At 67.6% G+C, this 19,199-nt stretch carries 15 protein-coding genes; 7 read left to right on the top strand and 8 right to left on the bottom strand.

Translation table 11 applies throughout. From position 1 onward, the window contains the following. The coding region (locus tag ACFRMQ_RS11905) for an MMPL family transporter (protein WP_380729672.1) at positions 1-2,184 on the bottom strand (2,184 nt) is incomplete at its 3' end. Positions 2,185-2,773: 589 nt separating this feature from the next. Between ACFRMQ_RS11905 and ACFRMQ_RS11900 the strand changes: the two genes are divergently transcribed. The 3 genes from ACFRMQ_RS11900 to ACFRMQ_RS11890 all read left to right on the top strand — a co-directional run bounded on the left by ACFRMQ_RS11900 (position 2,774) and on the right by ACFRMQ_RS11890 (position 7,255). Next, positions 2,774-5,044, top strand: a complete 2,271-nt coding sequence (locus tag ACFRMQ_RS11900; protein WP_380729670.1) for an MMPL family transporter — start codon at positions 2,774-2,776, stop codon at positions 5,042-5,044. 115 nt (positions 5,045-5,159) lie between these two features. Beyond that, positions 5,160-6,053, top strand: a complete 894-nt coding sequence (locus ACFRMQ_RS11895) for a phosphotransferase enzyme family protein (protein ID WP_380729668.1) — start codon at positions 5,160-5,162, stop codon at positions 6,051-6,053. 173 nt (positions 6,054-6,226) lie between these two features. Continuing rightward, complete coding sequence (locus ACFRMQ_RS11890; protein WP_380729666.1) at positions 6,227-7,255, top strand: polysaccharide deacetylase family protein; 1,029 nt, start codon at positions 6,227-6,229, stop codon at positions 7,253-7,255. A gap of 93 nt (positions 7,256-7,348) precedes the next feature. Here ACFRMQ_RS11890 and ACFRMQ_RS11885 read toward each other — a convergent pair whose 3' ends face one another. Further along, positions 7,349-7,813, bottom strand: coding sequence for a GNAT family N-acetyltransferase (locus ACFRMQ_RS11885; RefSeq protein ID WP_380729664.1), 465 nt, complete (start codon positions 7,811-7,813; stop codon positions 7,349-7,351). A gap of 28 nt (positions 7,814-7,841) precedes the next feature. After that, the gene (locus tag ACFRMQ_RS11880) at positions 7,842-8,252 is read right to left on the bottom strand and encodes a hypothetical protein (RefSeq protein WP_380729662.1); all 411 of its coding nucleotides are present in this window, start codon (positions 8,250-8,252) and stop codon (positions 7,842-7,844) included. A gap of 56 nt (positions 8,253-8,308) precedes the next feature. On the opposite strand from ACFRMQ_RS11880, the gene ACFRMQ_RS11875 reads away from it, so the two are divergent. The 4 genes from ACFRMQ_RS11875 to ACFRMQ_RS11860 all read left to right on the top strand — a co-directional run bounded on the left by ACFRMQ_RS11875 (position 8,309) and on the right by ACFRMQ_RS11860 (position 14,019). Beyond that, complete coding sequence (locus ACFRMQ_RS11875) at positions 8,309-9,784, top strand: tyrosine-type recombinase/integrase (protein WP_380729660.1); 1,476 nt, start codon at positions 8,309-8,311, stop codon at positions 9,782-9,784. Positions 9,785-10,188: 404 nt separating this feature from the next. Beyond that, a complete protein-coding gene (locus ACFRMQ_RS11870; protein ID WP_380729658.1) occupies positions 10,189-11,592 on the top strand; it encodes a hypothetical protein in 1,404 nt (467 codons plus the stop codon). A gap of 98 nt (positions 11,593-11,690) precedes the next feature. After that, positions 11,691-13,625: a hypothetical protein gene (locus tag ACFRMQ_RS11865; protein WP_380729656.1), complete on the top strand. Its 1,935-nt coding sequence runs from the start codon at positions 11,691-11,693 to the stop codon at positions 13,623-13,625. A gap of 106 nt (positions 13,626-13,731) precedes the next feature. Further along, positions 13,732-14,019 carry a hypothetical protein gene (locus ACFRMQ_RS11860; protein ID WP_380729654.1) on the top strand — a complete coding sequence of 96 codons (288 nt, stop codon included), beginning with the start codon at positions 13,732-13,734 and terminating at the stop codon, positions 14,017-14,019. 93 nt (positions 14,020-14,112) lie between these two features. Here ACFRMQ_RS11860 and ACFRMQ_RS11855 read toward each other — a convergent pair whose 3' ends face one another. The 5 genes from ACFRMQ_RS11855 to ACFRMQ_RS11835 form a co-directional block, all read right to left on the bottom strand. After that, on the bottom strand, positions 14,113-14,904 hold the full coding sequence (locus ACFRMQ_RS11855; protein WP_380729652.1) for a hypothetical protein: 792 nt from the start codon (positions 14,902-14,904) through the stop codon (positions 14,113-14,115). Between the two features lie 7 nt (positions 14,905-14,911). After that, a complete protein-coding gene (locus ACFRMQ_RS11850; RefSeq protein WP_380729650.1) occupies positions 14,912-16,297 on the bottom strand; it encodes an RNA-directed DNA polymerase in 1,386 nt (461 codons plus the stop codon). 231 nt (positions 16,298-16,528) lie between these two features. Further along, on the bottom strand, positions 16,529-17,242 hold the full coding sequence (locus ACFRMQ_RS11845) for an exonuclease domain-containing protein (protein WP_380729648.1): 714 nt from the start codon (positions 17,240-17,242) through the stop codon (positions 16,529-16,531). Next, entirely contained in the window at positions 17,239-17,634 is a 396-nt protein-coding gene (locus tag ACFRMQ_RS11840; protein WP_380729645.1) for an exonuclease domain-containing protein, read from the bottom strand. The genes ACFRMQ_RS11845 and ACFRMQ_RS11840 overlap by 4 nt, the downstream gene beginning before the upstream one ends. A 343-nt stretch (positions 17,635-17,977) precedes the next feature. Next, entirely contained in the window at positions 17,978-19,171 is a 1,194-nt protein-coding gene (locus ACFRMQ_RS11835; RefSeq protein WP_380729674.1) for an SAV2148 family HEPN domain-containing protein, read from the bottom strand. Positions 19,172-19,199: the final 28 nt, after the last annotated feature.

Raw genomic sequence — 19,199 nt, 5'->3', positions numbered from 1 at the left:
GGGCTCGGCCGAGCGGCAGTCGTTGGGGGTTGGCAGGCGATGGTGGTGCAGCAGTACAGGGACGGAGGCGGGGCCCGTGCTGCCCGCGCCCTCGCCGTGGCCGTGGCCGGCGGTGTCCCCGTGCCCGGGCCACCAGGCGCGGCGGCCGAGCAGCGCGGTGAGCGCCGGGGTGAAGAACATCGCCATCACGAAGGCCGCCAGCACGATGCCGAAGGCCAGCGAGAAGCCGAGTTCCATGAAGAGCACGTTGCCCGCGAGCATGAAGGTCGCGAAGGACGCCGCCAGGATGAAGCCCGCCGCCGCGACGGTCGGGCCGCCGTGCTTGACGGCCTCGCGGGCGGCTTCACGCGGGTTGCGGCCCTCCCGTGCCTCCTCGCGGAGGCGGGCGATGATCAGGATGTTGTAGTCCGTACCGATCGCCACCACGAAGAGGTAGATGAAGATCGGCAGCATGAACATCAGGCCGGGCTCGCCCTTGACGTTCTGGAACAGCAGGGTGGTGGCGCCGAGGGTGGCACCGAAGCCGAGGCCGACCGAGGCCATCAGGTACCAGGGGGCCACCACGCTGCGCAGCTGGAGGCCCAGGATGATCATGATGAGCACGGCCGCGATCGGGAAGACCAGCGTGTAGTCGTGCACCATCGCGGTGTTGATGTCCTTGTACACCGAGGTGATGCCGCCGACCAGGGCCTTGCTGCCGGCCGGGGCCGCGGCGTGGGCCGTGTCCCGGACCTTCTCGATGGTGTCGATGGCCTGGTTGGAGGCCGGCGCGTCCTTGAGCAGGACGGTGAAGTCACCGGTGGTGCCCTCGGCGTTGACCGTCTTGGCCGCGGCGGACGGCGCGACGACCGTGGCCACCCCGGGAACGCCCTGGAGCTTGCCGGCGAAGTCCTTGATCGCCGAGTCGCTGAGCCTGGCGCCGTCGGTGCTGGTCAGGTAGACGTGGCTCGGGTCGGCGGCCCCGGCCGAGAACGCGGTCATCAGCTTGTCCTGGACGACCATCGACTCCTTGCCCTTGGGCATCGAGCTGCCGGCCAGGTCGTAGGTGCCGTTGTAGTTGATGCCGGCCAGGGCCAGCACCACCAGGACGCCGCCGGAGACCAGGGCGACCAGGCCCGGCTTCTTGCCGGTCATCCGACCGAGCGCGGCGAAGCGGGCGTTCGAGGGCTCCTGCATCCACTTCTTGCCCGGCCAGAACACGCCCCTGGACGGGATGACGGCGAGCACGGCGGGGGCCAGGGTCAGCGAGACCAGGGCGGTCGCGATGACCGCGATGGCCAGCGCCGGGCCGAGCGCGGTGAACATGCCCAGGCTGGAGAGGACCAGGACGGCGAAGGCGACGGCGACGGCACCGGCGGCGGAGGCGATCGCCTCACCGACCCGGCCGACGGCGTTGGCCACGGCCGTCTTGCGGTCCTCGCCCAGGCGCAGCCGCTCTCGGTAGCGGAAGGCCAGGAAGAGGAAGTAGTCGGTACCGACGCCGAGGACCACGATGATCAGGATCGCCGAGGTCATCGGGGACGACTTCAGGTCGAAGATCTTGATCGCGTCGGCGATCAGGCCGTTGGCCACCGGCATCGCGATGACCAGCGAGAGGATGACCGGCAGGATGCCGGCCAGGATGCTGCGGAAGATGATGCCGACGATCAGGATGACCAGCAGCAGGCTGCCGACCATGACGATGGCGTCGGTGGCGCCGGAGGACTCCTGCTGGTCCAGGCCGCTGGCGGCCTGACCGCCGACCTGGAACTTCAGCCCGGTGCCGTCGGCGAGCTTGGTGCCCTCGCTGCGGAGCTTCTTCGCGGCGTCGCCGTACTCCGGGCCCTGCATCTTGCTCTTGTCCATGGCGACCATGGACAGCGCGTACTTGCCGTCCTTCGATTTCGACTGCTGGGGGTCGACCGGCAGGATCGTTTCGACGACGGGGATGTGCGCGTCGGTCAGGCCCTTGACGATCTTGTCCATCGAGGCCTGGTCGCCACCGTCGAGCGGCCGGCCGTCGTTGCGCTCGAAGAGCAGCAGCGCGGAGGGCGTGAAGCTCGACGGGAAGGCGTGCTCCTGGAGCTGCGCCGCCTGGATGGACTCGTAGTGCTTGGGCAGGAACGCGGACTCGTCCGTCTGCGAGGTGACCTTCGGTGCCGACGCGACGATGGCGACCATCGCGACGACCCATGCGGCGATCACCCACCACGCACGGCGAACGACGAATTGTCCTAGTCGGTGGAACATGCTCGTGATGCCTCCTGGGCATGGTTCACCGCAGCCCTTGGGGGACGGGACGCCGGGCGACGGCTGGACCGGCCGGGAACACCTGAGAGGCTCCCTTGCCGGTCGGCAGGTAAGTGGGTCTGGGGCGTCATCCTACGAGCACTTGCTTGCCGCCCGGCAAGGAGCCCCCGTCTGCTTCAACCCCCGCAGGCCGCCCCGAAGCGGCCCCGCCCCAGTCTCTCCCGGGCGCAACCCCGTTGACCTCGTGCTCCGGGTGGAGACAGGTCCCCCTCAGGGTGGAGTCTCACCCCCTACCCCCCAGGAGGAGATCTCGGGGTACCGGGGTAGGGGAAATCCCAGGGTGGGGAAAACCCCACCCCAACCCCCTGGAGAGCACCAGCGGGTGGCGACCCGCCAGCCGGATTACCCGTCAGACCCCCGCTGCCTACTGTCGGTCGTGACGCCGGAACGCAGCCGGCGCACAGCGGCCGGCGGCCCTCCCGACCCAGGGCCCCACCGCTCCCGTTCCGGCGACGACCGCCGCTCTCCCTGGGGGGAACCACCGATGAGACCCGTGAGGACCGGACTCGGCCCGGCCGCCGCGATGGGCGCCTGGAGCGCCAGGCACCGCAAGACCGCGGTGTTCGGCTGGCTGCTCTTCGTCGTCCTGGTCGCCGCGCTCGGCAGCGCCCACGGCAGCACCAGGATCACCGAGGCCGAGTCGATCCCCGGGCAGGTCTCCCGGGCCGCGCGGATCCTCGACGAGGCCGGACTGAAGAGCCCGGCCGCCGAGACCGTCCTGGTCCAGAGCACCACCCTCGGCGCCGACGACCCGCGGTTCCGCGCCGCCGTCGGCCAGGTCGTCGCCGCCGTGAACGGCACCGGCAAGGCCTCCGAGGTCCGCTCGCCGTACGACACCAAGGCCGTCTCCGCGGACGGCCACTCCGCACTGGTGGTGCTGACCCTCAAGGGCGACGCCGAGAAGGCGGTGGACGAGGTCCAGCCGGTGCTGGACGCGGTGGCCGACGTGCAGAGGCGCAACCCCGGCCTGACCGTGGTCGAACTCGGCGACGCCAGCTCCGGCAAGTGGATGCAGGACCAGATGACGACCGACTTCACCCGCGCCGAGTGGACGGCCGTCCCGCTCGCCCTCGGCATCCTGCTGGTCGCCTTCGGCGCGCTGGTCGCCGCCGTGCTGCCGGTGCTGCTCGCGCTGACCGCCTTCGTCGCCGCCGCCGGCCTGGTCGCGCTCGGCAGCGGGTTCCTGCACACCAGCAGCGACGCCAGTTCGGTGATGCTGCTGGTCGGCCTCGCCGTCGGCGTCGACTACTGCCTCTTCTACCTGCGCCGCGAGCGCGAGGAGCGGGCCGCCGGACGCGACGCGGCCACCGCGCTCGCCGTGGCCGCCGCCACCAGCGGCCGCGCGGTGCTGGTCTCCGGCGTCACCGTGGTCGTCGCCATGGCCGGGATGTTCCTCACCGGGATCGCCACCTTCCGGGCGATGGCCTTCGCCACCATCGTGGTCGTGATCACCGCCGTGCTCGGCTCGCTCACCGTGCTGCCCGCGCTGCTGTCGATGCTCGGCGACCGGGTCGAGAAGGGCCGGGTGCCGTTCCTCGCCGGGCGGCGCCGCCCGGAGGCGACCGGCGCCGCGACCGGCGGACGGTTCTGGAACGCGGTGCTCACCCCGGTGCTGCGCCGCCCGCTGGCCGCCACCGTGCTCGCCGGCGCCGCCCTGCTGGCCCTGGCCGCGCCGCTGCTCACCATGCACACCGCCAAGCTCACCTTCCAGCAGCAGCTGCCCGCCGGCAACGCCCTGGTCGCCGCCTCGCAGAAGATCGAGGCCGCCTTCCCCGGCAGCCCCGCCCCCGCCACCGTGGTGATCAAGGCCGCCGACATCGACTCCCCCGCGATGACCGCCGCGATCGCCGACCTCAGGGCCAGGGCCCTGGCCGGCGGCAGGATGCACGGCCCGGTGGAGGTCTCCGTGCACCCGGAGAAGAACGTCGCCACCGTCGCCATCCCGCTCAACGGCACCGGCAACGACGCCACCAGCGACGAGGCCCTGCGGAGCCTGCGCGAGGAACTGCTGCCCGCCACCGTGCTCGCGGTGCCCGGCACCGAGGCCCCGGTCACCGGCGCCACCGCCGCCTCGTACGACTTCAACCGGAAGATGACCGGCTCGATGCCGCTGGTCTTCGGCTTCGTGGTCGCCTTCGCCTTCCTGCTGATGCTCGCCTCCTTCCGCTCCCCGGTCGTCGCCGCCACCGCCGTGGTGCTCAACCTGCTGTCGGTGGGCGCCGCGTACGGGGTGCTGACGCTGGTCTTCCAGCACGGCGTGGGCGCCTCGCTGCTGGGCACCGCCGGGGTCGGCGCGGTGGAGTCCTGGGTGCCGCTGTTCCTCTTCGTGATCCTCTTCGGGCTCTCGATGGACTACCACGTCTTCGTGGTCTCCCGGATCAAGGAGGGCCACGACCGCGGTCTGCCGACCCGGGCCGCGATCGCCCACGGCATCCGCTCCACGGCCGGGGTGGTCACCAGCGCCGCGGTGATCATGGTGGCGGTGTTCTCGGTCTTCGGCTCGCTGTCCATGCAGGTGATGAAGCAGATGGGCGTGGGCCTGGCGGTCGCGGTGCTGATCGACGCCACGGTGATCCGCGCGGTGCTGCTGCCCTCGGTGATGACCCTGCTGGGCGACCGCAACTGGTACCTGCCGCGCTGGCTGCGGTGGCTGCCGAACCTCTCGCACGGCGAGTCCGCCCCGGCCACCGCCCCGCTCGCCACCGCGCCGCTCACCCCGATGGCCGCCCCCGTCGGAGCTCCGAGCCGCCGGTGACCCTGGTCACGCCCCGGTACCGCCGGGCCCCGCGACGCGCGGGGCCCGGCGTCCGTGCGTCATGATGATCACCGTCCGGAATCCCCCGGACGCACCGGCGGAACGGAGCCCAGTCATGATCCCCTTCGACGAGGGCCGCGCCCGGCTGCTGCTCGCCCGGGCCTGCGAGTCCGCCGGACTGCCCGCCCCGGACGATGCCACGCTGCTCGCGCTCGGCGAGAACGCCGTCTTCGACCTCGGCGACCCGGCCGTGGTCGCCAAGGTCGGCCGCGGCCCCGAGCTGTACGACCGGGCGCACCGCGAGCTGGCCCTCGCCCACTGGCTGGCCGGACAGGACGTGCCGGTGGTGCGCCCGTACGACGCGGTGGCTCCCGAACCTCAGCTGGCCGACGGTCACCCGGTCACCTTCTGGCACCGGCTCGCGCCCGCCGTCCGCCCCGCCCGCCCGGTCGACCTCGCCCCGCTGCTGCGCGCCCTGCACCGGCTGCCGCTGCCGCCCTTCACGCTCGGCCGGCGCGATCTGCTGGCCCCGGTCGAACGCTGGCTGGCCTCCGCCGAGGGCCACGTCGACCCGGCGGACGTCGTCTTCCTGCGCCACCGCCGCGACGCCTTCGCGGCCGCCCTGCCCGACCTGGTGCCGCGGCTGCACCCCGGGGTGATCCACGGCGACGCGCTGCCGCGCAACGTCCACGTCGGCCCGGACGGGCCGGTGCTGCTCGACCTGGAGTTCATGGCGAACGACCTGCGCGAGCACGACCTGGTGGTCCTCGCGCTCAGCCAGGACCGGTACGGCGTGCCCGCCGAGGAGTACCACGCGTTCACCGGGGCGTACGGCTGGGACGTGCGCGAATGGCCCGGCTTCACGGTGCTGCGCGGCGCCCGGGAGACCGCCAGCGCCTCCTGGGTGGCGCAGCAGGCGGCCAGCAACCCGGCCGCGCTGAAGGAGTTCCGGCGCCGGGTCGACTCGCTGCGGGACGGGGCCACCGAGGTGCGCTGGTACCCGTTCTGACGGGGGCGGCGATACCCCGGTCGGCGCCGGGCCGCCAACCGGGGCGTGTGTGAGAAGAGTCTTGGGGCGGTTCGGTCCGGTCCGCAACCGTGGCACGTACGATCGGCGTCCTATCGGACAGTCATCCTGACCCGAGAGACCGGCACCGCACTCGCACCTCAGGAGCCGCCGCCATGCACCGGACCGCCCGCCACCCCTCCGCGCCGACCCGACCGTCCCGCTCCAGGCGCCGGCTGCTCGCGGGCTGTGTCGCGGTGGCCGCCGCCCTGGGGCTGGCGGCGTGCGGGACCGCGAGCGGCGCGCTCCAGTCGTCGAGCGCCCCCGCGACCTCCGGGGCACCGGTCGCGACCGCCCGGCCCAGCGGGACGGCGGCGGGCACCATCGCGCCGGCACCCGGCTCGGACGCCGTGCCTCCGGGCACCGCCGCGGCCTCCCCCTCCGCTCCGACGGCGCCGGCGAAGCCGCACCCGTCGACGGCGACGGGCTCGCCCGTCTCCGCCAAGCCCAGCTCGCCGGCCACCCCGGCCGCGCCGACCACCGCGCCGACCACCGCCCCGAGCAGCGCCCCGGCCTCGCCCGCCGCGCCGCCGCCGCACACCGGGGCGGGCACCGTGATCGGCTCCACCGCCTCCGGCGGCCGCACCGTCGCGCTCACCTTCGACGACGGTCCCGGCCCGGCCACCGGCCAGATCCTCGACCTGCTGGCCCAGTACCACGCCAAGGCCGTGTTCTGCGAGATCGGCCAGAACGCCGCCGCCAACCCGGCCGTGGTCAAGCGGATCCTGGCCGCCGGGCACCGGCTCTGCGACCACACCGTCCACCACCCGCAGCCGTTCGCGAAGCTCCCGCACGACAAGGCGGTGTACGAGATCACCGCCGCCCGGGACATGATCGTCCAGGCGGGCGGCCCCGGCACCGAGGTCGGCTGGTTCCGCGCCCCGGGCGGCGGGTTCACCGCGGACAACGAGCACATCACCGCGGGCCTGGGGATGTCCTCGCTGGGCTGGTCCGTCGACCCGCGCGACTGGTCGCGTCCGGGCGTGCCGGCGATCGTGTCGGCCGTGCAGCGGCAGCTCAAGCCCGGCGGCGTGATCCTGATGCACGACGGCGGCGGCGACCGTGCCCAGACCGTGGCCGCGCTCAAGCAGTTGCTGCCCTGGCTGGTCGAGCAGGGGTACACCTTCGACTTCCCGGCCGCGTAGCGCCGGCGGGCCCGGGCCGGTCGGCCCGGTGCCGGCTCCGGTCGGCCCGGTGCCGGCTCCGGTCGGCCCGGTGCCGGTGATGGTGCCGACGCGTCAGCCGACGGTCAGCCGGTAGACCTGCCGGGAGCCGCCCTCCGGGCCCGGGCCGGCGGCCTCGGCCGGGGTGAAGCCCAGCCGCTCGTAGAAGACCCGGGCGCCGCTCGTCACCGCGCCGGGGTGGTCCGGGCCGAAGGTCACCACCTCGACGGTGGCCGGGCCCCGGACGTGCCGGCGCAGCACGTCCTCGACCAGCTCCCGGCCGACGCCGGTGCCCCGGGCGCGACCGGCGACCACCAGCCAGTGCAGGTGGTACGGCCCCTCGCCGCCGGCGCCGAACAGCAGGCCGCCGAGCAGCCCCTCGCCGTCCTCGGCCACGGTCGCCAGACCCCGGTCGGCACTGTCGCGCACCGCGCGGTGGAAGCCCGGTTCGGCGACCATCGGGCCGAACCAGTGCTCGACCTCGGCGGCGAGGGCGAGGAAGCCGGGCAGGTCGTCGGGGCGCGCGAGGCGAACGGTCATCCGGACAGTGTGCCGGACGGCCGGCACCTCACCGGGCGGGCCAGCGCGGGTCGACCACGGCCCGCGGGTCCTTGCCGCGGCGCAGCCAGGCCTGGAGGCCCTCGGCCCACTGCCGGTACCAGTCGATCTGCCGCCGGTGCAGTTCGGCGGGCTCCACCGCCCCCACCTCGGCCGGGTAGCGCCCGGCCAGCGCCACGGCGACCCGGACGGCGGCCAGCGCGTCGCTGCCCGCCTCGTGGGCGTCCGTCAGCTCGACCCCGTACAGCTCGCAGACCCGTTGCAGGGTGCGCGAGCCCTTGCGGTACTTGTCCACGGCCCGGTCGATCACCAGGGCGTCCAGCACCGGCCCGACCGGCCGGCCCAGGCGCTCGTCGAGCGTCGCGAGCCCGTACCGGCGCAGCTCGGCGTCGAGCAGCGACAGGTCGAAGTCCTTATCCACGCACACCCGTGTCTCACGATCTCCGCTGTCGTTACTGGGGCAGGGGGTGCGATCAGATGGAGATCTTCTTCACCAACCCGGAAGCGTTGGAAGCGGCCGGGGTAAGCCATGCCCGGACGGCACTCGAACGGCACGGATTGCATGCTGGTGCGCCATTCATCCTCGACGACGACGGCAGCTACGACGTCCAGCTCAACCGCTTCCTCTGGTCCTTGCCGACCCTTGGGGTGAGGTCGCCGAACTCCTGGCGCGCATACGCTCTTGATCTGCTGACCTGGGCGCGCTTCCTTCACGAACATCGGGGCAAGACCGTCTGGCATGCCGACCGTGACGACGTGACCGCGTTCCACCGAGCCCGACGCGTCTCGCCGGACCCGACACAGGTCGTCTCCGCCTCGACATGGAACCGGGCCGTGGCGGCTCTGGACAAGTTCTACACCTGGGCGGTGGACGAGGAGCTGATCGGCCGGACCCCGTTCAAGTACTACGAGAGCTCACGACGTATCGGTTCCGGACAACAGGTGCTCGTCCGCAACAACCGCGCCATGGAGAAGGCAGCCAAGCGTGGAGACGTACGGTTCCTCTCCGTTCCTCGCTACGCGTCCCTTCGCGACATCGGATTGCGCGGCCAGCTTCCGGCCGGAGTCGTCGATCCGTCCTTTCGCGGCCGTAACGCCGAGCGGAACGTCGTGATGGCGGAGCTCCTGGTCACCACCGGATTGCGGATCGAGGAAGCCGCATCGCTCTGCTGGCCGGAACTCCTCACCCTGGCGAGCCCGAACGGCCTGAAGAGTGTGCCGTTCGACTTGGCACCACCAACTGCCAAACGGGACAAGGGTCGCAGGATCATGCTGCCGAACCGAGTCCTCCGTGCCTTGGTCGACTACATCGAGATCGAGCGCTCCCTGATCCTCGACCGCTGGCGCGCCCGAGGGTGCCCCCTTCCGGCCGGCGCCGTACTGGGGAGCCAGGCCGACAGACGAGGGGTACGGATGCCGATGAAGGACGGCAGACTTCGACGGGTTCCGTGGTCACGCGTGCCGCCGGGAGTCCGCACCCGGCTGTACCTCGTCGACGAGCACGGCGCTCCCCTCGGCCCTGCGTGCATGTGGTTGGGGCAGGAAGCCCGGACCGTCTCCCTGTCGGCCTGGGAGTCCGTCTTTGTGCGTGCCTCGGAGCGGTGCCGTGCATACGGGATCGACGTCGCCGTCACACCCCATGTGCTCAGGCACACCTTCGCTGTGCATCTCCTGTCCGCGCTGATTCACGAACAGATCGGCTCGGTGGACAGGCATGAGCTGACCGACGGTGTATACCGCCGGATCATCGGAGATCCGCTTGATCACCTGCGCCGTCTCCTAGGGCACGCCTCGATCACCACGACCTACGTCTATCTCGACTGCACCGACCAAGCGCAGACGTTGATCGATAACGCCGTGGATTCATGGACATCCGAGGTCGCGCAGACGGCGGCTCAGGTTGTGCAGGAGATCCACTCTCTACCGCCGGCAGAGGGGGTGATCACGTGGTAGGGCGCGGGCTGCGTCGAGCCCGGTTGAACACACCGATTCAGCCAGTAACTGATCTGGCCCCGGCCACGGTCGGACCGTTGAGGATCGAGGTCGCGTTTCCGGACAACCGGAGTGCCCACGTGGACTGGACGCAGGAGCCTCAGCAGCGGTTACTCCGAGCGCTGGGCACCGAGTTGGCGGCGTCCTGCGACGTGGGACGTGGGACTGGGTCACCGCACACCTTCCGCAACCGTGCCCGCTCCTGTAGAGAATGGGCACGCTGGCTCGACTCCACCGAAACCATAGAGCTCAGCCCGAGCGACCTCCTTCCACGCCACCTCGACGGGTTCGAGAGCCACCTACGGGAGAGGCATCCGGAGTTCTCCCGAACGCCGTACTCGCGCCTCGCTGACATCGTCTGGATCTTGCGGCGCCTGAGTGACAAGGAATCCGTCCTGTCGCCTGTCATGGTGCGGCGGCTCACCTACATCGCTGCCGGGCCTGTCGGCTCGTACGCGCCCCGCGATGCCTACCCACCGAACATCGTGGAGCAGTTACGCAAGGCCGCACGCGTTGATCTCGACCACGCGGTTCGACGACTGACGCTGGATGGACCGGCTCTTCTGACGCAAGGGCAAGATCCTCGGACGGCAGGGTGGGACTCCGACGCCAACGTGCTCTGGGAGATCCACCGGAGCGAGGGACGATTCACCAGACAGCAGCTCGCCCAACTCGTCGGCGGCACGCTGGCAGATAAGCATAGTCCGGGTCGACTCGCGCAGTTGCTATACCCCACCAGCCACGACCTGTTCGCCCTCCTCCTGCTGTTCTGCCTTGAGATCGGCATGGAGTTGGAGGCGGCCAGAGAACTCACCTCGGGCTGCCTGAAGAACCCCAACCGCGGCTACGTGCAGGTCGAATACCTCAAGCGCCGCCGGCACGCTCAGGAGTGGAACACGATCCGGGTACGGGACGGATCTCCCAATTCACCCGGCGGGCTGTTGCGGTTGGCTCTCCGGCTAACCGCCCCGGTCAGGGAGGTCACTGGGTCTCCAGCCCTGTGGCAGTTCCGAACGAAGAACGGAATCCTGTCTACTGGCCTCAGCCCTGGGACGGGATCGCACATGGCGCAGAGCTTCGTCTCGGTGCACGGTCTCACCAACGAAGGGCAACCCCTTGACCTGTGTCTGTCCCGGCTTCGCAAAACCTACAAGGCGGCTGTCTACAAGGTCACTGGTGGGAGGATGTCCGCGTTCGTCCAAGGGCATTCACCCGACGTCGCCGCGGCACACTACGCGGACATCCCCTCGTTGCGTGATCTCCACGAGCAGGCCGTGGTCGACGGGCTGCAGGACGCCCTCAGCGATGCTCAGGCGCCCACGATCCTGACGCCTCAAGAGGAAGCACACCTCGTTCAACACCCCATGGATTCTGATGAGTTGCTCGGCATCGCCGCAGAAGATCTACCGCCGCTCCTGTCCGGCGAATCCGACCTGTGGTTGTCGTCCTGCCGTAGCTTCTTCGACTCGCCGTTCAGCACCAAGGGAAAGCCCTGCCCGGTCTCTTTCTTCGCCTGTCTGGGGTGCGGTAATGCCGTGATCACGCGAAGGAAGCTGCCGGCGATCCTGGCCTTCCTGAACCATATCGAGGCTGAACGGGCCAGAACACCCGCGGCCGAGTGGGCGGCGCGCTTCGGCAAGGCCCATCGACAGATTCTGCAACTGGTCATCCCGAGTTTCAGCGAGGGCGACGTCCTGAGCGCTAAGGCAATCGCCGAGTCCTCCGAGCCCTTGCTCTTCCTGCCCCACAACCTGCTCGGAGGCCACTGATGCCTGCACCTTCACTTCCACGTGAGCACCGAGTCAGCCGCCCTGCCGATTCAACGCCTGTTCTGTCCGGACGCCCCCTCGCTGCCGACCCGTCTCTCGTGCCGCGGTTCGGAGACCGCAGTTGGGACCTCGCCGTTGCCGGGCACGCGGGGAACCGCTATGCCAGCGAGTTCCTCATCGATTTTGCGTCACTCGCCGACCCGGTCCGCTGTGAGACCGCTCGCGAATTCCTCTTCTGGCGGCTCAACACGCGTCCCGTTCACGGTCCGCTTCCCTCTATCTCGACGGTGGCGGCGGAGTGGTGGAGTCTGCGGCGCTTCCTCCGATTCCTCGACACCGAGCACGACGGGCTTCGCCTGGCCATGGTGACCCAGCCCGTTCTCGACTCCTATCTCCTTCACTGCCGCAACGAAGACATGCTCCCAGACAGCCTGCGCCATCGGCTCCAGGTGATCCGGCGTCTTCACCTCGCGACGGAGGCTATGCCGACCGACAGGCTGGAGATCAACCCGTGGAACGGCCGCCCCCTCTCCCGCATCATCGGCAGCCCACCCGTGGGCAAGCAGGAGAATCGGACTCCCCGCATCCCACCTCAGGTCATCGCCCCACTGGTACAGGCAGCCCTGTTCTACGTTCAAACCGCAGCAACCGACATCATCAACGCCCGTGCAGAACTTAGGGAGTTGGAATCATCCATGGGCGAAACCCGAGGGTTGTCGCTCGCCCTATTGGAGAGCTACCTCGGCGGCCTTGCGGCCGAGGGACGAGGGGTTCCGGTGCTGGATGGCACCGGTCGCCAACCGCACTTGGCCGGTACTCCCGCGTACTCGTACATCATGCGGAAGTCGGGAGCCGGCCGGGCGGTTGCCGACGGCTGCTATGGCGACCACATCAACAGGGCTCTGGAGCGACTCGGGCCTGAGCCTGGCGGGATGGACACACCTATCGCCCCTCACCCGCATACCGGGCGCACCTGGCGGGAGAGATTCAGTCCTCCTGCGGTTCCCCATGAGGAACGTCTCCTGCGCGCCGCCTGCTACATCCTCATCGCCTATCTGTCCGGCATGCGTGACTCCGAAGTCAAGGAACTCCGTAATGGCTGCCACTTCACCGAGCGGAGCGCAGACGGCGTCGTCGTCCGGCACAAGGTGCGCTCGCAGCTGGTCAAGGGCGGGCGAGGGGTGTCGGAGACCTGGGTGGTCATCGATCCTGTCGCGCGGGCGATCGACGTCCTGGAGCAACTTCCCCACCAGGACCTGCTCTTCTGCCGACCAGTACCAGGGCGGCCATACTCGACAATTTCTGCAAATCGGATGAACGGCAACCTGAACGAGTTCCTGGCGCACTGCGCGAACGTCGGCTTTCCCGTCCCCGACATCGACATGGAACGGTGGAAGCTCACGACCCGCCAGTTCCGCAGAACGGTGGCTTGGCACATCGCCCACCAGCCGTACGGCACCGTCGCAGGGATGATTCAGTACAAGCATCTCTCCGTGGCCATGTTCGAAGGGTACGCGGGAACTTCGCCCTCCGGCTTCCGCGCGGAGGTCGCCGCCGAAGAGGCTCTGGCGCGCCTGGCAGACGTTGTGGAGCGCTACGAGGACTTCAAAGCCGGCATCCACTCTTCCGCGCCCGGCGGGAGGCGGACTGACAGCGAATTCGCCCGGGTGCAGCAGGAACTCCAGGATTTCCCGGGGCGAGTGGTCGACGAGCGTCGCCTCCACGCCATGCTCAAGACCTCGGCCCACACCCTGCACGTCGGGACGCTGAACGACTGCTACTACCAGCCCGAAACCGCGCTGTGTCGAACTGTCGTCGGCGCAGACCAACCTATGCTGAACAATTGCCGCCCGGATCGCTGTGGAAACTCAACCATCACGACCCGGCATCGTCAGGGATGGGAGGACGCACGCAGCGACACTAAAAGGGCGCTTGCTTTCGTCGGTCTGTCCGACCTTCAGCGCACGGCTCTGCGTGAGCACTTGAGTGATATCACCAAAGTGATCGAGGGGATCGACTGTGCCCGCGACTGAATCCACTGAGTCTGCCCTTCGGGCCGCCTCAGATCGTCTGCTCCGCGGAGAGGCTGCTCGGAGTGACGGATCCCTCACCGTCGCCACACTAGCTCAGGAAGCCGGCGTGAGCAGAGCAAGCGCCTACCGTTATCCCCACGCTCTGGCCGAGTTCAAAAGGCTAGTAGCCGACCGGGAGAACTCCGCCACTCCTTCAAAAACCCTCATTGAGGAGATGCAGGCTCTAAAAGCTGCCGAGCGAAGACTCCGCCAACAACACGCCCAAGAGGTCCGCGAATTACGATCATCGATTGACACTCTCGCCCAGTACGCACAATTCCTCACATTGGAAAACCAGCGCCTCTCCCAAGCAATCGAATGCAATGCCCGCATTAGTCGAATCGATCGCCGCTGAATCCACCAAGAGAAAATCACGAAGATTTGCCCATCCTTCACCAACCAGCCTGGCACGAGATGATATCGGAACATCGAGGACCGATATTGCAATTTACAAAAGGCGTCGACTGTGGTCAGCGATCTCAACACTCTGGGGCTGGCCGGGCGTTGCCCCTCGGCGCCTAATTTGCTGCGCGGTAACCCATTGAATATCAGGGTGGCCATTCAGCGCGAGCTGCCGCAATGCGTCCTCCTGGTCGCGATTTGGGACAAGCTCGTAGATATCTGCCACAAGAATCTCAAGCGAATCCGCATAAGGGCTGTAGCGAATCCTATCCACCTCACGCCGGATGTAGTTGTGCATGATATGCGGAAACACGGACGAGGGCAGCACCCCGCCGGCTATCAGCTCCTCCTGAAACTCCCTCCACGGCGAGTCTTCGCGACCATCCCGCGAGTTAAACCAGTTAAAGAATTCGACCAATCGCCGACCGGGAACTCGAACCCTAATGTCCCCATCGCTTTCGGCATCGACAGGAATCAGGTCGTCTCCCGTGACTCCCATCGACGCAAGAGCCGTGCTGCCCTGCAGCGAAACCTTATGAACTCCTCCAACCGGCTGAAACTGATTCGAATATCTCGAACCTCGGATTAGGAGATACTTGCCATCGATCAGGATTCGGAAGAGATATGCCGTTGATACCCGGATAGAGCGATTTCGATACCGCAGGGAGTACCAGATGTGTCGGATTTGTTTCCAGTTCTTCCCGATCTCCTCCACTACGGGGATCAACATTCCGACCGCAAATCCCGCAGTCATGTTGACGACAGTGGAATTTTCTATGAAAAAGCTTGCTGCTCCAGTGAAAATTGAGAGCATGAGATAGATAACAAGGCGAACCATCTTTGTCCTATCGAGGAAGTGGCACCAGTGGGTCCTTGAGCAGGTAGCGGCTCACCCATGACAATGAAGACTGCGAATCGGAAAGGTTTCGCAGAAGCGTCCGAGATATCGAGCGAGCCTCATACATTGCCACGAGCAATGCGCGGCGAACATTCACGTCCGCTTCATTCTCGTACATCTTTCGCAACAATTGCCCATCAGCCACCGAACTGACTCGCCCAATGTACCGAGCTGCAAATTCACGAGGCAGGCTGGTTTTATTCTTGTTCTCCAATATCTGCCAGGCCGCGTCGCGGATGCTTACCGAGTTGATCTCCTGTCGAGTGGCCGCCTCCAGGAGCTTCTGCTCCAGGTGGTCATAGCGATGCTCCGAAATAGCCCGCAGGGTCGAAATGATCGCTCTTTCGACCTCAGCACGTTCGGTGGGGAACTTTTCCAGATATGGAAGAAGATAACCAGCGAGATGGTGACTCTCTTTCAGATTGGCCGTGACCCATGACACACCCCGGCCATCCCCAATCTTCCCCATACGAAATAGGGAGAACTTCACATCGCGATCCCTTTGCTTGCCATGTGCAGCCTCAGTGAAGAGTTTATAGAGCCTTTCCCCTGCACCTTCTTCGTTTACTTCTATGCCATAATTTATGGCATCCTTCTCAAGGTCCTCAAGCTGTCTAAACGCTTCACCGTGTTCATAGATCGCGGTCTTTGATGCCGACATGGTCAATCGACGGGACCTGAGGATCGAATTAATCTCGTGTATGACATTTCGCAATGCTTCTCGATCCGTATCGAAAATCATCATGTCATCCGAATACCGAAGATAGGCCATCCCTTGACGATGAAGAAACTCGTCGACTGGGAGCAGGTAAAGGTTAGCCAGAATGGCCGATGCGTCTGGCCCCTGAGGGATCCCCCAGGCATGACTAGAAGACTGAAATCTTTCCAAGTACTGATAAAGTCGATCTGCTATCCACGAACTTGCACCGCTAGAACGTATATCAATCTCTAGCGTACCCAGGTCAATATGCTCGTAGAATGACACAACATCGGTTCGCGCAAGACGAAATGGCGCGGTTTCCATAAGCTGGACGCCTCGCCTCTGCATCTCGACCCATGAATTAATCGGGGCCCAAAAGTCCTTGCCGCGATTACCCCACCTTGCACTGAACACGCTGGGACGAAGCTGCCTCTCGATCAGGTGCGCAATCATGAAAACAAGGGTGTCATAGACAAGTCGGTCATGAACGGAGAGTCGAGCAATCGGACGAACCGCAACAAAGTTCTTGGGGAGATCAATTATCTCAACGTAGTCGGGACCTACCTGGCCATCTTGAAGGGCAAGTAGAACCCTTCTCTGGAAGTCATCCCATGAAGATGAGATGTCATTCAAGTTGATAATGTCTGGTATCTCCGATTGGCCTCGACCTTCACGGAGACGACGCCAGGCCAGGTCTAGGTATGCATCCGCTGACGGTCGAACTGCCATGCATCCCGCCCCAGTCTGACAATGTCGATCTAGCTCGCCTAGAGAGCCCTGGCAGCCATCACACTACCGAACCCCATCGCGCTGGAACAGCAACGCGGCAAAAAATGTCCAACTGGCGGATGATGACGCGCTAGGTCAGTCCGCGTGTGGAATGACCGGCCACGCTGCTTCGATCACCACTGATGGATTAGAGGTCTGCCTGAGGTGATTCTGCAAAGAGGCGGACTGCTCAGCAGCTGCATAGATCTGAAGCGTGTGTATGTCAGTCACCCTCATCGCACCAACAGATGAGTACGCCTCGCCCATACGTCGAGCCACGCGTGCCGCTGCCAGCGCGTCAGCGCTCGCGTTATGCGCATCATCAAGAGATACCCCGTAATGCGCACACAGTGCATAGAGAGCCCGCTTTCCCTTGCGATACTTGTCCACGTGCCTGTCCAGAACCAGGGGATCAATAACTGGCGAGGGTGGCGTACCCAACCGGTCCCCGACCGTATCGATCGCGTAGCGTCGGCACTCCCGGTCCAGCAGCGACAGGTCATATCGCGCGTTCATGACCACCAACGGAGTCCCTGCTCGCAGCACTTCCGCAACCGCGTGCGCGATATCCTCGATCGCGGACGCAGCCGGAATTCCGTGCTCACGGGCACGCTCTGTGGAGATGCCGTGGATCGCCGATGCCTGCTCTGGAATCGCCACCCCAGGGTTAACCAACCAGGTCTGCTCCTTCGAGACGGTCCCGTCCGGTTCCAGCCTCACTATCGCAGCAGTAACAATGCGGTCGATCTCTACGTCGGTACCTGTCGTCTCCAGGTCGAAGCCGGCCAGCGCTCCGCTGATCCAACTCATCGCACGGCCCCCAGTCCGACCTTGGTCTTCAGCCCACCTCTCGCCGCAGTATGAGACACGTGAGACGCACTCTGAGTGCGCGGATAAAACGGGGCGTTGAACGCCACCACCGGCCGCCCGTCGGCGATCCGCTCGCACAGCGCGGCGGCTATCTCCTCCACCGCCTCCTTCGCCGGTCTGCCCTTGCTCCGCGCCACCTCGTCCCCGATCCCGTGGATCGCCTCCGCCTCGGCGGGTATCGGCACCCCGGGGTCGAGCAGCCAGTGCGCGGCGCCCACCCGGTCGGCCCCGACGGTGTCCACGAGGGCGGCCGTGACGATGCGGTCCACGGCCGGGTCGGTGCCCGTGGTCTCCAGGTCGAAGCCGACCAGTGGCTGCTGCCACCAGCTCATCAGGTGTGTCCTTCCGTCCTGTCTCCCGAAACAGCCCCTATCATCACCCGCCCCACCGACAACCCGGCCCACGGGGAGCCCGGTCAGGGGCTCCGCCGCCCTGGGCCGGTCCTCGGACCCGGGCGAAGGAGCCGACCGCGAGCACCCCGCCCGTCCCCCCTCGCCGCCCCGACGGTCCCCACCCGTCGCGGACCATCAGAGAGATCCGCGGGTCCCTGCCCACGGACCAGGTCGGGCACTTCGACGCCGGGCTCGCCGCACGGCCCGGCGCGGGCCCCAGTCGGGGTCGCTGTTCACGGCCCGCGGTCCGGCAGCCGCGTCACCGCGCTGACCGGCGCCTCTCTCAGGACACCGGCCGGGAGTCGGCCCAGATGCCCTCGAACTCCTCGCGGTACACCTCCAGCAGGCCCGGCTCGGTGCCGCCGGGCTGCTGGCCGGCGCCGCCGCGCAGCACCAGGGCCGGGGACTCCATGCCGCGGGCGCGGCGCAGGTAGGGCTGGATGACGCCGAGGTCGCGGCCCTGGCGGCGCCCGCCCGCCTGGCCGGCGGTGCGGGGGCCCTCGACCAGGTAGGCGGTGAAGCGCGGGGTCTCGTCGAAGACCCGGATCTCGAAGCCGCCCTGGTCCCGCAGGTGGGCCCGGACCCGCCGCACGTGCATGATGTTCATCTCGATGGATCGGGACAACTCGTTGCGCCCGAGGCCGAGTTCGCGTTCGCGTCGGCGTACGGCGCTGCTCGCCGGGTTGAGGAACAGCAGCCGTACCCGGCAGCCGTCCGAGGCGAGGCGCACCAGGCGTTTGCCGGTGTAGTTCTGGCAGAGCATGCCGAGGCCGATGCCGAGCGCGTCGAGGCGGCGGGCGCCGTCCAGCAGGTCCTCCACGGGCAGGTCGCGCTGGAGCCGGACCCGGTCGGCGTGCACCGCGACCACGTCGGCGTAGCGGCCGGCGACCAGGGATTCGACCACGTCGGCGGGCACCCCGCCGCCGGTGCCGCCGTCCAGCACGGCGAGCAGCCGGGCGGCGGCCCGTTCGGTCTGGGCCAGCACGGTCTGGGTGAGCACCCGGTTGCGGGAGACGACGTGCCGGGCGACCTCCAGTTCGTCGAGGGCGAGTTCGATCTCGCGCCGGTCGGCCAGGAAGGGCTCGAAGCAGGGCCAGTGCTGGACCATCAGTTCGCGCAGCTGGGGCAGGGTGAGGAAGACCAGCGGGTCGTCGTCGGCGGGGTCGAGCAGGTAGCCCTTGCGGCGGCTGACCTCGCGCACGGCGCCGGCCCGGTGGGCCCACTCCTCGCCGGCCGGTCCGGCGGCGGCGGTGACCCAGTCCTCGCCGTGGGCGGGGGCGTAGATCGGGTGCAGCACCTCGTCGACCAGGGCGCGCAGCCGCTGCTCGACCAGGTTGAGCCAGACGTAGGCGCGGCCGGACAGCCGGACCCGCTGGTAGGCGTCCTCCCACTCACCGGCGGACCAGGCCAGTGCGGGTATCTCGACGGGCCCGGCCTGGGCGGGCACCAGGGTCCGGCCGGTCAGGGTGGGGCGCATGACGACCGTGGGCGCCTCGCTGCGGGCC

It is taken from the genome of Kitasatospora sp. NPDC056783, from assembly GCF_042789895.1.
Classification (GTDB): Bacteria; Actinomycetota; Actinomycetes; order Streptomycetales; family Streptomycetaceae; genus Kitasatospora.
Note: the sequence above shows the minus strand (reverse complement) of the source record. Positions and strands in the feature narration are given on the sequence as shown.

Excerpts from the sequence above, each read along its gene's own strand:
- ACFRMQ_RS11900 (WP_380729670.1), top strand. The coding sequence starts at position 2,774 with ATGAGACCCGTGAGGACCGGACTCGGCCCGGCCGCCGCGATGGGCGCC.
- ACFRMQ_RS11895 (WP_380729668.1), top strand. The coding sequence starts at position 5,160 with ATGATCCCCTTCGACGAGGGCCGCGCCCGGCTGCTGCTCGCCCGGGCC.
- ACFRMQ_RS11890 (WP_380729666.1), top strand. The coding sequence starts at position 6,227 with ATGCACCGGACCGCCCGCCACCCCTCCGCGCCGACCCGACCGTCCCGC.
- ACFRMQ_RS11885 (WP_380729664.1), bottom strand. The coding sequence starts at position 7,813 with ATGACCGTTCGCCTCGCGCGCCCCGACGACCTGCCCGGCTTCCTCGCC.
- ACFRMQ_RS11875 (WP_380729660.1), top strand. The coding sequence starts at position 8,309 with ATGGAGATCTTCTTCACCAACCCGGAAGCGTTGGAAGCGGCCGGGGTA.
- ACFRMQ_RS11855 (WP_380729652.1), bottom strand. The coding sequence starts at position 14,904 with ATGGTTCGCCTTGTTATCTATCTCATGCTCTCAATTTTCACTGGAGCA.
- ACFRMQ_RS11845 (WP_380729648.1), bottom strand. The coding sequence starts at position 17,242 with ATGAGTTGGATCAGCGGAGCGCTGGCCGGCTTCGACCTGGAGACGACA.
- ACFRMQ_RS11840 (WP_380729645.1), bottom strand. The coding sequence starts at position 17,634 with ATGAGCTGGTGGCAGCAGCCACTGGTCGGCTTCGACCTGGAGACCACG.
- ACFRMQ_RS11835 (WP_380729674.1), bottom strand. The coding sequence starts at position 19,171 with ATGCGCCCCACCCTGACCGGCCGGACCCTGGTGCCCGCCCAGGCCGGG.